Below are 14,490 nucleotides of genomic sequence, written 5' to 3'. Positions count from 1 at the left end.
ACTAATTAGAGTCTTTCATTGCTTTCAATAAATACTTGCTAACAAAATTTTTGATCAAATCTAATGCAGTTTTTCTTGTTTATATCTTTGATAAAAATCACATAAGAAATCTGAGGGATTATTCTCTTCATACACTAAATGTAATATAGTTTTAGGTCGTGTAACAGCTACATAAAAAACTCTTCTTGCTTCTTGTAATGTTTTCGATGTTTTTTTATCTCTACTTACAGGTATCACGCTATTATTAACCCCAAAAAGGATTACAGCATCAAACTCACGTCCTTTTGAACTATGAAAAGTAGTAAGATTTACTCTTCCAGTTCCTTCAACTTTTCCAGAAAACAGCTCAAGAGAGATATCTTTATTTAATGTAGGGGAAGTTTTTTCTATTAGTTCTGAACAAATACACCATTCTTGAAAGCTATTGCGGCAAACTATTGTCCAAGGCGTTACTAATTCTAATTTAAACCTTAATAGCCATTCATTTGTAGTTTCTTCAATAGTTCTACTTTTTTGAAGAAAATTAATAAGCTGAAGCAGCAAAATTTGCTCTTCATTTTGTGTATATTGATTACTATAAACTAAACTTAGTGCTTGTTTATGTAACCTATTAAATGGTGGCTCTGCAACTTTCCATCCTCCGGCAACCCATTTTGCACAATCCTCAATAAAGCGGGCAAACTTTGAACTTCTTTTAATTAAAGAATTACCATCAGTTCGATGATATGGTACTTCCCTGTAATCTAAAGCTTCTACAATTTTATCACCCAACCAAGCAGCTCTGTATAAGATAGCAATGTTTTCATTTTTATGACCTTTTCTGTTTAGCTCAGATAAAAGACTATTTACAACGAAATATGCTTGTTCATCTAAACCACCATTTACAGGATTAAATATTATTTCTCCTTCTGGAGTACCTTCAGGGCTATCATAGTTTCTGTGTTCATTAAGTGCTGCTGAAGATGCTTTGACGATTTTTGTTCCTGATCGGTAATTAAATCGTAGCTGTATCGATTGAACATCTCTTCGTTGAGTCAAACTTTGTAGTAATTCTGGATTTGCACCTGTGAATCCATAAATTGATTGGTCGGCATCTCCTACAGCAAATAGCCGAATCTTTCCACTGAAACACAGAAGTAAAACTAATTCATGAAGCGCATGGCCTAAGTCCTGATATTCATCTACAAATAAAATTGGAAATCGAGCTTCTAGAGCTTCACGAATCCATGAATTTTCTTTTATCATTTTGAATGCAATAAGAGGCATATCATCAAAATCAATGAGGCCTTGATTTCTTAGTTCTTTTTCATATTCTTCAATGAATTCAGCTAGCTCTTGATTGTGACTTCTCCAATTAGGGAGGGTTCTGTCTACTTCACGATTTCGTTTTTCACTAGCAAAGTCCCACTGTTTATGTGGGTCGCCTGAATCGTTATATATTTTTTTATAAGCATTTTCTCTAGCTGTACGACACTCGCTAGAGGTTGCTACTTTAAAATCTGGCGGTATATCAATGCTTACACAACGATAATACGGCATTATGATTTGAGTTAAAGCAAAACTATGTACTGTACCTATGAAACTTGTTCCTGTAGTTTCGATTCCTAACTTTGCCAACCGAGTTTCAAGCTCTATTGCACATTCATTATTATATGTTATACAGGCTATGGCTCTTGGAGCAATTACTTCTTCATGAAGAGTTCGAGCAATGGCTGTAGTAAGAGTTTTTGTTTTTCCACTGCCAGGACCAGCTAAAACTACACAATGTCTTTTACACTGCACAGCCTCAAATTGCTCTTTATTTTTTTCAAGTTCTGATAAAGCCTGTTGCAAGGTAGTATAGTTAGACATTTTTCACCATGCACTCAATCGCATCCTGAATATATTTAGGGACTTCTATTTTTTTCTCTCTAGCAATTTTCTTTTTCAATTTTCCACTTAAACGTCCTTTACCAATGTCTTTAATCATAGCTAGTAGCTGAGTACTATCTATTTTGCTCGGATTAGTTTTCCATTCTTCAATACGTTTTGATCGTGTTGGTCCAAAGCCTTGTTCATCCAATATCTCTAATAATGCTGAACTTAAATTAGGTGTTTTCGCTATGGCAACTTCAAATGTTTCATCATTAAGAAAGCATCCTAATTTAGCCCATATTCTACTAAATTCCTCAAAATCTGCTGTTTCAGCCCATGTGATATTTGCTTCAGTAAACTTGTTTAATGCAGAATTTACTTCACAACGCGCATCCCAAATTCCAATACATCTAGCTCTGCCTAATGCTGGTTTTGTTCCATCTAGAGGATCCCAATCTGTAATTACTATGGAAGGTAAGCCCAAACTTTCAGCTAATTTAATATAAGGATTGAAGTTTGTTCCAGCCACATTACATACAGTAATCCCTAGCCCATCTAAATCATAGCCTAATATTTCAGCAAAACTCGGAACTAAAGCCTCTTCAGCATCGCCTTCAACAAAAATAATCCCTTTAGCAAATAGAATTTCTGAACGGGTTGCTATTAAATATCTTTCTATATCATCTTTTTCATCATCATCAATTGGTAAACCAGCTAGTGAAAATGCTTTTGTACTAGTTTTCACAGACCTTAAATTAACTATAGAATGTAACGGAACAATTGAAGCTAGAGTTGGGGAATGACTAGTAATAATTAGAGCTTGGGAAGAATCTTTTTCTTCAAATATATTTTTAAAAACAGTGCGCTGAAGTTGAGGATGCAAATGAGCTTCAGGCTCTTCTATGCATAATAGAGAATAATTCCTTTCATTTTTTTCTTTACGCCATGAGAACTCTTCTAGTTTTAAAGCCATTAGCATAACATTAGCTGACCCTAAACTTGCTTCAGTAATACTACGTTTGCCTTCATCTATATACATACCTAATGAGCGAAATAGTCTTAACGGATCGGTATTAGAAAAGCGTAGAGATGTTTTTAAATCGTGCCCTTTACCTGAAAGTTTTAGGATTTTTTTTCCTAATGAATCATTCAATTCTTTTATTGCAGGTTGTTCAATAATTTTTGTATTTGCAGCTTCCAAATCAACCGATACTTTAGCTAATTCAGTTGAATCTATTGATGCCATAGCATTTTCTAGAAGTGGCCTTAAAGGTGAATTTCTCCAAGATCCTAGTTGATTTTCTGCATCACGTAATGCATCAAGAAAATCTAAAGAAATGCGTCTTCTCACTTGATTATGAATTGGCCTTGTTTCAACCCCTCCACCATACACAATAAATTCAAAGTCTTCGCTACTTGTTGGTAAACTAGTAATCCCAGGTTTACATCTAAAAACATAGCTTAATCGGATAGTTGTATGGTCATGAGAAAGTCTATAATCAGTTAACAATGCTGTTAAATAAGGATCATCCTCAAAATCGGTAAAATCTAAGTGAATTTCAATTTGAGGTTTTTTCGATAAATCGCAATTATCCCAAAAATCTGAAATTTTTAATTGTCTAACTGAGTCCGGAAGTGTTTGATCAATCACTAAGCGCATAGCAAAAATTAAATTGCTTTTTCCTACCCTGTTTTCTCCAAGCAAGACGATATTATTACTCAACGGAATATCAATAGATTCAAAGTTTCTAAAATTTTTAATGGTTAAATGTTTAAGATACATAATTTTTTAAATCTAAAAGAAAATAAATTAAATATTTAATCGATTTATGTTATTTTTGCAAGGCTTTAAGATTTTTATGTAAGCATCTAATTTAATAAATTTTATTATAATTACATATAGGCATACAATAGATTCATATCATCACTTACCAACAGCTACGATTTTTTCAGCTCACAAATTTGAAGTTTCTGTGACCGAATAAGGTCTGGACAAATGATGTTACGTATGTCTAGCCAGAAGAAGGTTGGCAGCATTTATAGGATATGTTAGATCTGTTCAGTCGAGGTATTGAAGGTTAGAAAATCAGCTCAAGGATAGATCGCCAATCGCTATGTAATATATTTAATTATGCGAGGGCACGATGAAGGTGTACATTATTTCCGATCTAAAAAAAGATATAAAAAAAATTAGATATCGCTAATTGTTTAGTCACATTTAAAATATATTTATCTAGCAGATAAGATTTTCATATCGTTTTTTAGAATACTATCAAAATCTTAATTGATATTTCGCATATCAATTATTTCTATTCTTTTTATTTTTATAGTACTGATGTCTTCTTCTAGAATTATGTTTCCAGCTTTTAGCTACATTGTAGACTGAAGATGGAAGATCATCCCATTCTTCGGGCAAGCCAGAACCTCGTGCAACACGAAGTTTTAATGGATACTTCTTATATTCAGTCAAATGTAGAAAATAAAAACTACGCTCTTGATATGTACTGAACTTTTTAAAATATCTACTTCTCAGATGAGGAAATCGTCTTCGGATGTCATCATTAGGAAAATTTTTTACAGGTCGTTTGTACTGAAATTTCAGCTTTTGCATATTGCCTCCTAGATTAAGTTACCTAGAAGGGATCCTCTGCATAGTAGTTCATTCTTTCAAATCCAATGCGCAGTTGTTATTTTCACTTATATATTCAACCTTTCTTGTTTATACTATTTAAAATAATAGCCAAGTGTATCGTCCTTTGAATCACCCCACCCCGTCCATATCTGAGTCAGTTTTAAGTAATGCTGATTGATGCTTTGGACTTTATATAAATAGCTACGTGGTGGGGAAATATTATTCGTTCGTACTTTTTCAATTAAAATAAAGGTCTTGTCATCTAACCATTTCACTCGAAGTAGTAAAGGATCTTGGCATTGCCCCATTTCAGCATACATCGCAGCATCTTTACCATTTTTAGCAAAAGACAATCCTGCGCATTCAGTATCTGGTAAATCTAAGACTAAACGCTTTCCGATAAGGCTTTCTTTTGCACCTGCAAAGGCTAACGTTGAAAGACTTAGACATAATCCTGCGAATATTAATTTTTTCATTTGATTTGACTCTTTATTTATTTAGAGGTTAAAACACATTGTCAATAAAGCCACACTGTAAGATGTGCTGTGAGGAATTGACTGAACTGTCATAAAGGCTAGAAAAAGCAATCATGTCATCCAGATTAGAGGTATCAGGTTTACTCGTGACGAGAATTTCTTTAATCATCAATGTCATTCTATTGTTGTCCTTATTTTCGCTTACCGACCATTCACGTTAAACCAATAGGAATATTCTTTAGGCTGACCATTTACTAGAACATTGCTGAGCTTGACATCGTAGATCACGTTCAGTTTCAAATCGTTGAAGTTAAATTGGATATGGTTGGGAACACCGATATTTTCATAACGAATATTGCTGATCTTCTGTTTAGCTCCAGTTCTTCGTTCAGTGACAACAACAGTGGCTTTGGCGTAGTCCACATTGCGATTGGCAAAGAAGTTCTTTTGATCGGTTAAAACTGAAATCGAGAGAATTGAACCCGCCATATAATATTTGGCTGGATAGTTGTGGTAGGGATAGGCAATCACACCGAGTGGTGCAGTGGTTGTATGATTAAAGGGATAAACCACCTTATAGGACGTACCGACCACGTAAGGGAATCGGGTATCCTTAAATGATGGCGCATTAACTGAACCATACACCGATTTTTGTAAGAATGGGTTAAGCATCCAGAGTCGATGCTCCACATCTCCTGCAAACAGGTTTAATTTGTCATGCACCATATTTCTAATGCTTTCGGCAGGTGAATAGTCATACTTATTCTGTCTTACCCCCATTTCCAGACTACTGGTTCTTGCACCCACCGCACCAATATCTGAATAGCAGTTTGTATTCGCTTCAGGGTAATGGGTCAAGATGTTGTTTGCCGCAAGAATCAGGGCAGTCTGCATCATCTCATCTTCACGGGCATAGTCGTATGTAATACTTGGCAGCTCATGCAAGGTACGAACCGTATTGATTTCATTTAAGAATTCATTTCTAAACTTTGCACTGAGCTTACCCGCATAACAGTTGTTGAGATCGGGTGCATCACCCATAGATGAAGCCTTAAACACATCAAAACTGATGGTCTTACTCTCTGCTGCCAGTGTTTTGGTATCACCCTCTTGGGTAAGTTTAAGGGTACATGCACCTGCACTAATCCCTTTGAGTTCACCATTAGAATAAGTACAGGTTGCTGAAGAAAGACTGCTAATCGTGACAGGAAGTTTGGCACTGGATTCAATATCCAGTGAACACACACTCTCCGTCAGGATGTATTTGATTTTGAGTGGGGTAATGGTTTGCTTGACCTTAGTTACACAAACATTATTTTCTAGATATTGATCGGCAGCACAAGTCACATTGACGATCATGCTGCTATTGAGTGGTAGAACTTTTGTTGTGCCTGCCTGTGTCAGTGCCAGACTACACTGACCAACTTTAAGCGCTTTGAGTTCATTACCACTTACATTACAGATATTAGGGGTGTTACTGCTAAAAGTCACTGCCAGCCCTTGATCTGTCTGAAGCGATAATGGATAGCTTTGACCTTGAATCAGCGTACTCAATGGTAAGGACTGGATATTCTGCACTGCCTTGTTTTTACATGCACCCTCTTCCAGATATTGAGTTTCAGCACAAGTCACGGGCTTAGGATTGGTACTGCCATTATTAGAATTTTCCGTTCCACCGCCATTGGATGAACCAGAATCTCCTCCCGAACCACCGCCTCCACATCCGACCATGACTGTGCTGATTGCCAACATCAGCACAGATGGCATAAAAGTTTTTGAAATGATCATGATTGACTGCCTTAAATTTTTTTATTGTTGTTATTGATAATGATCAGCGGAAAGGAGTTGACGGATTTCACTGGCCATTTGAGGGCTACGCCAAGGAAACAGCACTTTAAGGCTGTAATTTGGTTTAAATTGATCCCGTGTTCCTATATTGACTTGAAACTCTCGTTTCATCGGTGTCCGATGGACTTGTTGGTTAACATGGGTTCCCATCATTGGGTTACTGATCACAGTGGTCGTAGTTCTAAAGCGATCTTCAACCAGATTGTAATGACCCACAGAGGTAATGTAGTCAAATGGATATTTGACTAGACGTTGATCTGGCTGATCAAACAGGATGATGGTTTTATCCTGACTATTAATCCAGACACCACGATTTTGATAGTTAAAAGTTTCCCCTTGGCGTTTCAGTTGCTCAGTCATTCCATCGAAATATGTATTTCCATATTGATAGAGGTAGTAAATGATCACAAACCAGAATAGGTCAAAGCCAAAGAAGATATAGCCGAAAGCACCAAAGGAAAAGATTTTGGCAATAATCAGAAAGATCACAATCGGTAAGACCACACATTTTAAAAATAGCTTGGATTTCTGAGGACGGTTTTCGATTGGAATGATTTTAGGTTTGGTTAATTCAGTCATTGTTGTTTCCCGCATGTTCAATGCAATTCACAATCACCAGCAGATATAAATATAAAAAGGTCTATTTTTTATAGGCGTGATTTAGCCATCCACCGTTGGATTGTTCTTGTAAAATGTTTTTAATACAGCCTAAAAAATTAAATTATCCGTATAGTCCCCGTTGCAAAGCACAACAAGGTTGAACAGGTGGCGAGGCACAAATCAGAAAAGATAGATACAGCATGAGAAGCTCCTTGAATCTTAAGAAGTTCTGCCGATTACTGCTAAATAATGGTGGCAGAACAAAAGAGGGTTAGCAGACTGGGATCCAAGGAACCAGCACACCCGAAGGTGTCCCCCTTCTGTCCTACCATAAAGATAAAAGGGGGACGAGAAGGTCCACAAAAAATAGACGGGCTATTTTCTGTGCTGGATCAACGGTCTGCTAAAACCGACTGGCAATGTAGGCCAGCGAGCCCATATTAATTTTATCCAGCGCTTTAGTCAATTTTACCAACACTAAAATCTAGACAATCAGTTCAGACGGAGAAAGTTAAGTAGCAGATTTTTGCTTAAGCTCAAATTCAGCCATCAAGGTGTTTATTTTGATTTTATGGATAAGTCTAAATTGGGCTATTCTTCTTTATTAAAATGAAACAATAAAATAAATGATAGAGACCATTCACATCATTGATAATTTCAACTTTTGATGGCTGCTCATGTATAAAAAATAAGGCTGCGCCTCTAGCAAATAATTCTACATAGCAATGGTGTTAAGGTATTTTAGGAATCAGTTGCGACACAAGACGACGTTTACCATCTGATCACGAAACAATTGGTTTGGTTTTCATATTTTCACCTACTGCAAAAGCGTTTCATTTTCTGATAGCCTCAAATCACTGTGTGCACAGTAGCGAGGCTTTGCCTGCGGTAGCATCAATACTAAAGGAGGCAGTTTAAACTGATCCTTTAAATCGTCACCTAGTTTTTATTATTAAACAATTAGAGGGAACTATTTCTATGAAAGAATGGTTTAAAGATCATTTGGGGATTTTGATAACACTTATAGTCACAGTAATTTATTTAATTGGAGTTTTAGTTGTTACAGACCTCAGTGACTACCACAATCTTAAATTGAATGAAAAAGGAGACGTGCTCGCAGGTATCTTCTCACCACTTGCTTTTTTATGGTTGGTATACGGATATCTTCAGCAAGGACAAGAATTAAAACAAAATACCCTAGCTTTAAGTCTACAAGCTCAAGAATTGAAAAATAGCGTAGAACAACAAAAAGTTTTAGCTAATGCTGCACTTGAACAACTAAATATTTTAAGAATTGAATTTAACAATAATATTGTCAAATCAAGACCAATACTACAAATAAAAGATTGTGGATTTCAGCAATTTGCAATTGTCAGTTCAGAGGGGATTGCCAATAATATTTCTTTATCAATTGATACAACCATGGTCAATTTAGATCTAAATCACATTCAAAGTGTGTTACCACAGCAAGAAGAAATAGATATAGACAATATTTTTACGTTCACCTCTTTAAAAAATATTATTGGAAATAAAATTTATCACTTTAAGCTTACTCTACTTTACGACACAGCAATAGAAAAAGGCTTATCGTGTTCATTTAAATTTAAATACTATAAAGATCAATATGATAATAAAAAATATGTTGAACTAATCCATTAAAACATCCTACATTGTCATTCTAATATTTTTTATTGCATTGGCTTGGAACTTACCACTACTCTTAGATTTTGATCAATAACTTTGGAGCAATAACTATGCGAACCATAAAGAAATCTGCTTTTTTGGATTTAATTAATTCAGAAATTAGTAAATTACCTGACTATGACTCAAGCATAAAAATTATTGATATTTCAGTTGATGCAAATGGGCTAATTAATTATTTCTTACCTAATCAATTTGAAATAAATAAAGTCCTTCTCGCACGAGAATATGTAGAGCAAGTTGAGCATTTATTAAACTATAAATATTACAAAGTTATCTAAAAGCAACTAGCATCACTAAACCAACCATCATAATCATCAGCATTTATCTCTATCTCTTCATGAGATAGAGATCCATAAACTCTCTTTTCATTTCCTCACAACTGGCAGCATTAATTCCTAAGAATCCTGCCCTTGTACGGTCAGCATGTCTGTCACTATTAGCCAAGAAGCTCAGCGCGCAAGTATCACTGGGCACTTTCTTAAGCTTATGTAAGTCAGCACGTAAAGTATAATTACCCATAGGAATATGTACTTTGCGATCCTGAAATGCTTCCTTACCGTGAATGGCTAAAGTCTGTTGATTACTTAGGATAAATAGTACGCCGTCAACCTAATATTCACCATGATTCCTTTTCACGTCTTCAACAGGCTTTTCACCCATGCCTATTTGATCCATACAGCAATGAGCCACTCTATAACGCATAAACACATCAGCAAGTAACGAATCGATAATGAATTCACCTTATTATTATGAGCAGCCACTCTCAATTTTATGATTTAACAATATTTAACACCTATTCGGATGAGCTCTAAGAACACAAAAAAGAATAAACATTAAGCAATTACCACCGTACACAAACACTTTTAATAACTAGTTTCCTAGCCGTCAGAAATTCAAGATTTCTTCAGGATAATCAATTAATTATTTAATGTTAAGATATGTAAAAATATCATACTGGATCGTTGACAGGTTAAGGTATACCCAGCTAACCTAGTTTTACACAGCAAAATCTGTGTTCAGGCGTGAGAACCTGATACAATCTAGGTGCAAATTAATGTCGCACTAGCGACTATTTTTTTGCCTACTGTTTAGCAGTCGTTATGGCAGCTTGCAGGGCAACCGTAAGGTTGGCTGAGCCTAGATTCAGTATTCTCACCCCTGTCTTGCTGCCACCATTACCGTGAGAAGTAATGATGGTAAGTGTTAAAACTTATCTAGGACTACTGCTATGAACGCAATTCTTCATGGTGCAAACACTTGCACACCTAAACAACAAGCTTCTCAACTCATTGTTGAACTTGGCAAGACAATTTCAAATCCTCAACGCCAAACGTTGGCAAATCTTTATATTGCTGTTGACACCGCAAATTCCTTACTCAAAGAACTTGAACAAGCACATCAAATTATTCGTCAATGCATGCAGGAAATGACTGATGAACAAATTCTTGAAGTTGCCAAACTCAATCAAAAAAGTAATTTATCTTCATTGTGGGCATTCCGAACGCACCAACGTCAAAAGATGATTGAACGAGCACAGCGTGTTTTGGGAATCCCTTCCATTTAACTCGCTTAATTATTAATGAATTTTTAGCTTGCTACTGTGCACTATATAAATCGACTGCGTTATTATCGATTAAACAGAAATAACGTTGAATGTAATCAGTGACAATAGCAACGCTAAAGATAATAAAAGTCTTATTTTTAAAAGTGGTTGCTTAAAATTCAGGACCAGAGTCATTAGATTTCTGTTGCTTAGCTTCAACTTGTGGTTGACGTTGAATGTTATATTGCTGCCCCAGCATGGCAGCAATTAAACTCATCATCAACCTGACAACTTCTTCAACGAGCTTTGCAAGTTGTAGTATTGTTGCTGTAAGTTCTGCTGAATGCTCTCGATCGAGTTGGTATTGTTGTTGCATTGATGCTGCATGCTCTTGATCTGCGTCTGCTTGTTCTCTAAGTCGACGCATATGTTGTTTAAACTGTTCATATTCTGAGTGCAGTTCAGCATCATCTCGTTTAAATTCTTGATTTGTTGCTGGTATTGCGATTGTAAATTCGTCTCCTGCTTCTCTAGTACGTCGAAGCGCTTGATCAAGCTGGTTGTTAAGAGCTGTAGTTTGTTGATCTGTGTTGCGCATAACATGCTCTGTTCTTGAAGTCGCTGCTCTTTCTGATGCTGTAAGTGCTGTTGTTGCTCTAACTGTTCTAATTTTTTCTGTCTCGATTGTAACTCTTTGATCATCAATCCAATATTCTGAAATAAACTGATCTCGGTTTGGCTCAATTCTGACGGACTGCTGAATCCTAAGATTTTCAAGATCTTGTTCATGTCGTCTCTGTTGCTCTGCTCGTAATGCTCGATCACGCTGAGCCTTTTTTTCATCTTCTCGACGTTTTCTTGCAAGCCTTGCATAGTACTCAGCGATGATGGCATCAAAGCTAAACTCATTTGTTCGAGTAAATCCAAAATCATCTGCTGTGTGTCGCTGCCGTTGTGGTGTTGAATAGTCGTATGTTGCTGTTCTTTCATGACTTATTTCTCTACGATACATGGAAATGTCAGATGAATATTCGGTTCCGTCGGATGTACCTTCTTTTTGTTCAAATTCAGTGTATTGCAATCTATCCATTTCGAGGAGGTAATTGCTCGGAAACGATTGCCCTTGCCGTCCGTCAAGATTTCGGTCTGGTTTTTGGTTAAGATCGGCTGTGTGAGATAATAGTTGGAGGGTAATATTACTAAAATATTCAGCAGCCCCATTCCAAGCGCCAACAGAATAAATGTTTTCAGAATCAATTTGGGGTTGTGAGTGATCGACTGAGTTAATGCCTGATCTACTTGCTGCTGCAACTGTTTCTTCTGATCTTCTAATACCCTTATGATGCTCTGAGTATTGTTCTGAATTTGGTCTTTGATCAAATTCTGATTGTCTTTGATCGTCTGTTGCAATTGAGCTTTGCTCTTCTGGAGATGCTTTTGCATGATCTGATCGATTTCGTGGAGATGTGAAGACAGCTTCATTTGTATATTGTCGATATTCTGCTTCAGCTCTCCTCGATATGATTTCAATCCTAGGATCAAAGTCTGGGTCTCGTTCTTCTGGTGTTGTAGCAGATGCATAACGTTGTCTGTGGTAATCTGCTCTTGCTTGTCGAGCTCCTTGCAAAGCTTGTTCTGCTCGATCTCGAAGTTGTGCACAAGGCGTTCGAGTGTATTTTGAAATCTGATTAACTGTTCGCTGCTCATCGTTTCCACGTTCTCGATCTGCTGTTCGAACTTGTTCAAGAGATTTGATACGCTCTCGAATTGTTCTTGAACATTTTTCGATGGTGAATTGTCTTTCATAGATTTCTCCTTGAAAATAGATAGGTTTTTTGCCAAAAGGTGGAACTAGGCTGAACTGTTTTTCTCGAATTTTGACTACTTCACTTGCCAGCTCGTTGGTTAACACAAACTGCATAAAGTCATCACGGTTTCTGACTAAAAGTTCGGACGGAATTACTTGAGCATGCTTTTTTTCTAGTTGTTTCAACGATATTGATAAAAGCTGTAAATAAGTGTTTTCAATGTACTGTTTATAATTCTCTCGATCTTTTCCAACCTTTTTTAGCCCAGATTGCAAATACATCTCATGACCTTTTTTTGTGAATCGGGCACGGTCGGGATCATTCGGATCTGCCCAGCCGTATTCGAAATTCAGCTTGTCTTGCAACATATGAAAATGCTTTTGGAATCTGCCAGGAGGTGCGATATTCATTGCCTTTCCTGACCTGAGTTCAAGTCGAGGGACAAGAATATGAACATGTTTTGAACCGTTGGGTTCCTGATGCAGAACAGCCGTCATATGATATTGGTCAGGTTCAAGACCACTGAAAGCCAATGCTTCGAACTGTTTTAAGACATCTTTTATTTCAACATCGGTCGGTCGATCTTCTTCTGCAAAGGCAATGACGGCAGACGTATATTTATGTTTAAAAGGAGAGCTATCTGCAATTTTTGCAAAGAGATGTGGATCACCACAGAGCACTTCGACATGCGGACGGACAATATTCATGTGATCTTTTTCATCGAGAACATAGCTCGCTGCACGAGCTGCACTGCCCGTCCCATGCCTCAACATCTTAATCAACATGAACTACCCTCCCGTTTAAAAATATAAATGGAAATAAAAAGTCAATTTTTTAGATGGTCATTAGAAAGGTCAGCGTCTGAAACTGATTCAATTTCAGTTCCTCCAACGACTTGCATTTGTCGCAATAAATCACCGAGATATTTTTGTTCAATATATTTATGCCTACGCTGAACAACTTCATCAGAACGATGCAAGGATGGCGGAGAAGGAAGTGGATAAAGTTGATAGATTTTTTTTAAATAGTCTTCGACAAGTAAGTAAGTTCGAAGTAAGTCGACAGGCTTGCCAAGTTTGTTTGCAATGTGAATTGCGCGAGTAACTTGGTTAAGATTATTGCCAATTTTTGCAAGTTGAAATGCAATGCTTTCGCTATCTTCTTCTCCTCTCTGACTAAATGATTGCTTAGCAACGACATGCGATTCACGAATTGCAGATTGATCAACATTCAAAATATTTTGAATATAGTGATTAACGGAAAACCGAATAAAATCGCTAGTGTTTTTATTTAATAACTTCGCCGAATTTTTAATCACCTCTAATTCATCATCATTTAAACGTAATTCAAGCCGACTTAATCTTTTTGATTTTTTAATAACAATTTCATTAATCATAAGCACACCAAAATCATAAATCTATTTTTAAGCTATAATATTTTTTAAAATAAAAAAAGTGTTTTTTAATAAAAATTTAGAATAATTTTAAATTAGAATAAATAGTTACTCTAAAAATTTAAAATAAAAATCCTCATTAAAAGTGGCGGTTTGGCTGCAAGCCAACCAGATCCCATTCGTACAAAATCACAACTTTTGTTGTGATTTTGTACGGACAGGGGTAATCTGGCTCGACCGGTTAAAAGCATATTTAATGTACTTTAGACTATTAAGTGTTATATTAAATTTTATAAATATTAAAAGTATCATAGTCATTAAAATATAACTAAGCGATGATCCAAAAGGATGAATACAAAAATAAATTCACCCTTAAATTATAATAAAAAACAAATACTTATTTAAAAAACCAAGTAAATAATTTCAATACAGGAAATACAAACCTTAAAGTTAAACAATATTATATATTTAAACCATAGATTAAAATTAAATACGAAAAATCAAAATCAAAGAAGATATTAATTTTAAAATTAATTAACGCATATTAAAAACCAACAAGTATCTAAAAGTTAAAAAATATCACTCCAAACTTTAAGGCGCCTCGACCATACAAAAGATTAATTACTGTCATA

Annotated in this window: 12 protein-coding genes and 1 pseudogene; 3 read left to right on the top strand and 10 right to left on the bottom strand. The window is 35.9% G+C overall.

Features of this window, described 5'->3' with window-relative positions; translation table 11 throughout:
- Positions 1-60: 60 nt before the first annotated feature.
- From FPL17_RS00250 to FPL17_RS19080, 8 genes and pseudogenes are all read right to left on the bottom strand, one after another.
- Positions 61-1,851: an ATP-dependent helicase gene (locus FPL17_RS00250; RefSeq protein ID WP_159882417.1), complete on the bottom strand. Its 1,791-nt coding sequence runs from the start codon at positions 1,849-1,851 to the stop codon at positions 61-63.
- A complete protein-coding gene (locus FPL17_RS00245) occupies positions 1,844-3,637 on the bottom strand; it encodes an ATP-dependent nuclease (RefSeq protein WP_159882415.1) in 1,794 nt (597 codons plus the stop codon). Before FPL17_RS00245 ends, FPL17_RS00250 begins: the two co-directional genes overlap by 8 nt.
- A 516-nt stretch (positions 3,638-4,153) precedes the next feature.
- Positions 4,154-4,465 (bottom strand): hypothetical protein, encoded by a 312-nt coding sequence (locus FPL17_RS00240; protein ID WP_159882413.1) that lies wholly within the window; start codon positions 4,463-4,465, stop codon positions 4,154-4,156.
- Between the two features lie 113 nt (positions 4,466-4,578).
- Positions 4,579-4,962: a hypothetical protein gene (locus tag FPL17_RS00235; protein ID WP_159882411.1), complete on the bottom strand. Its 384-nt coding sequence runs from the start codon at positions 4,960-4,962 to the stop codon at positions 4,579-4,581.
- Between the two features lie 28 nt (positions 4,963-4,990).
- Positions 4,991-5,140, bottom strand: coding sequence for a hypothetical protein (locus FPL17_RS18695; RefSeq protein WP_167515349.1), 150 nt, complete (start codon positions 5,138-5,140; stop codon positions 4,991-4,993).
- Positions 5,141-5,163: 23 nt separating this feature from the next.
- Positions 5,164-6,750, bottom strand: a complete 1,587-nt coding sequence (locus FPL17_RS00230) for a CAP domain-containing protein (RefSeq protein WP_159882409.1) — start codon at positions 6,748-6,750, stop codon at positions 5,164-5,166.
- Between the two features lie 30 nt (positions 6,751-6,780).
- Positions 6,781-7,389, bottom strand: a complete 609-nt coding sequence (locus FPL17_RS00225) for a sortase family protein (protein WP_159882407.1) — start codon at positions 7,387-7,389, stop codon at positions 6,781-6,783.
- A 656-nt stretch (positions 7,390-8,045) separates the two neighbouring features.
- Positions 8,046-8,171, bottom strand: a pseudogene (locus FPL17_RS19080) (DNA adenine methylase); the annotation flags it as partial.
- A gap of 217 nt (positions 8,172-8,388) precedes the next feature.
- Between FPL17_RS19080 and FPL17_RS00220 the strand changes: the two are divergent.
- From FPL17_RS00220 to FPL17_RS00210, 3 genes are all read left to right on the top strand, one after another.
- Complete coding sequence (locus FPL17_RS00220) at positions 8,389-9,069, top strand: hypothetical protein (RefSeq protein ID WP_159882405.1); 681 nt, start codon at positions 8,389-8,391, stop codon at positions 9,067-9,069.
- A 95-nt stretch (positions 9,070-9,164) separates the two neighbouring features.
- On the top strand, positions 9,165-9,392 hold the full coding sequence (locus tag FPL17_RS00215) for a hypothetical protein (protein WP_119055180.1): 228 nt from the start codon (positions 9,165-9,167) through the stop codon (positions 9,390-9,392).
- A 950-nt stretch (positions 9,393-10,342) separates the two neighbouring features.
- Complete coding sequence (locus FPL17_RS00210) at positions 10,343-10,678, top strand: hypothetical protein (RefSeq protein ID WP_159882403.1); 336 nt, start codon at positions 10,343-10,345, stop codon at positions 10,676-10,678.
- 151 nt (positions 10,679-10,829) lie between these two features.
- Here FPL17_RS00210 and FPL17_RS00205 read toward each other — a convergent pair whose 3' ends face one another.
- On the bottom strand, positions 10,830-13,250 hold the full coding sequence (locus tag FPL17_RS00205; protein ID WP_159882401.1) for a coiled-coil domain-containing protein: 2,421 nt from the start codon (positions 13,248-13,250) through the stop codon (positions 10,830-10,832).
- Between the two features lie 41 nt (positions 13,251-13,291).
- Positions 13,292-13,861, bottom strand: a complete 570-nt coding sequence (gene mobC / locus FPL17_RS00200; protein WP_159882399.1) for a plasmid mobilization relaxosome protein MobC — start codon at positions 13,859-13,861, stop codon at positions 13,292-13,294.
- Between the last annotated feature and the right edge of the window lie 629 nt (positions 13,862-14,490).

It is taken from the genome of Acinetobacter dispersus (genome assembly GCF_009884975.1).
GTDB lineage: Bacteria > Pseudomonadota > Gammaproteobacteria > Pseudomonadales > Moraxellaceae > Acinetobacter > Acinetobacter dispersus.
The sequence above is the reverse complement of the archived record's forward strand: the minus strand, read 5'-3'. Positions and strand labels throughout refer to the sequence as shown.

Excerpts from the sequence above, each read along its gene's own strand:
- FPL17_RS18695 (WP_167515349.1), bottom strand. The coding sequence starts at position 5,140 with ATGACATTGATGATTAAAGAAATTCTCGTCACGAGTAAACCTGATACC.
- FPL17_RS00225 (WP_159882407.1), bottom strand. The coding sequence starts at position 7,389 with ATGACTGAATTAACCAAACCTAAAATCATTCCAATCGAAAACCGTCCT.
- FPL17_RS00210 (WP_159882403.1), top strand. The coding sequence starts at position 10,343 with ATGAACGCAATTCTTCATGGTGCAAACACTTGCACACCTAAACAACAA.
- FPL17_RS00205 (WP_159882401.1), bottom strand. The coding sequence starts at position 13,250 with ATGTTGATTAAGATGTTGAGGCATGGGACGGGCAGTGCAGCTCGTGCA.
- FPL17_RS00245 (WP_159882415.1), bottom strand. The coding sequence starts at position 3,637 with ATGTATCTTAAACATTTAACCATTAAAAATTTTAGAAACTTTGAATCT.
- FPL17_RS00250 (WP_159882417.1), bottom strand. The coding sequence starts at position 1,851 with ATGTCTAACTATACTACCTTGCAACAGGCTTTATCAGAACTTGAAAAA.
- FPL17_RS00215 (WP_119055180.1), top strand. The coding sequence starts at position 9,165 with ATGCGAACCATAAAGAAATCTGCTTTTTTGGATTTAATTAATTCAGAA.
- FPL17_RS00235 (WP_159882411.1), bottom strand. The coding sequence starts at position 4,962 with ATGAAAAAATTAATATTCGCAGGATTATGTCTAAGTCTTTCAACGTTA.
- FPL17_RS00220 (WP_159882405.1), top strand. The coding sequence starts at position 8,389 with ATGAAAGAATGGTTTAAAGATCATTTGGGGATTTTGATAACACTTATA.
- FPL17_RS00240 (WP_159882413.1), bottom strand. The coding sequence starts at position 4,465 with ATGCAAAAGCTGAAATTTCAGTACAAACGACCTGTAAAAAATTTTCCT.
- mobC (WP_159882399.1), bottom strand. The coding sequence starts at position 13,861 with ATGATTAATGAAATTGTTATTAAAAAATCAAAAAGATTAAGTCGGCTT.
- FPL17_RS00230 (WP_159882409.1), bottom strand. The coding sequence starts at position 6,750 with ATGATCATTTCAAAAACTTTTATGCCATCTGTGCTGATGTTGGCAATC.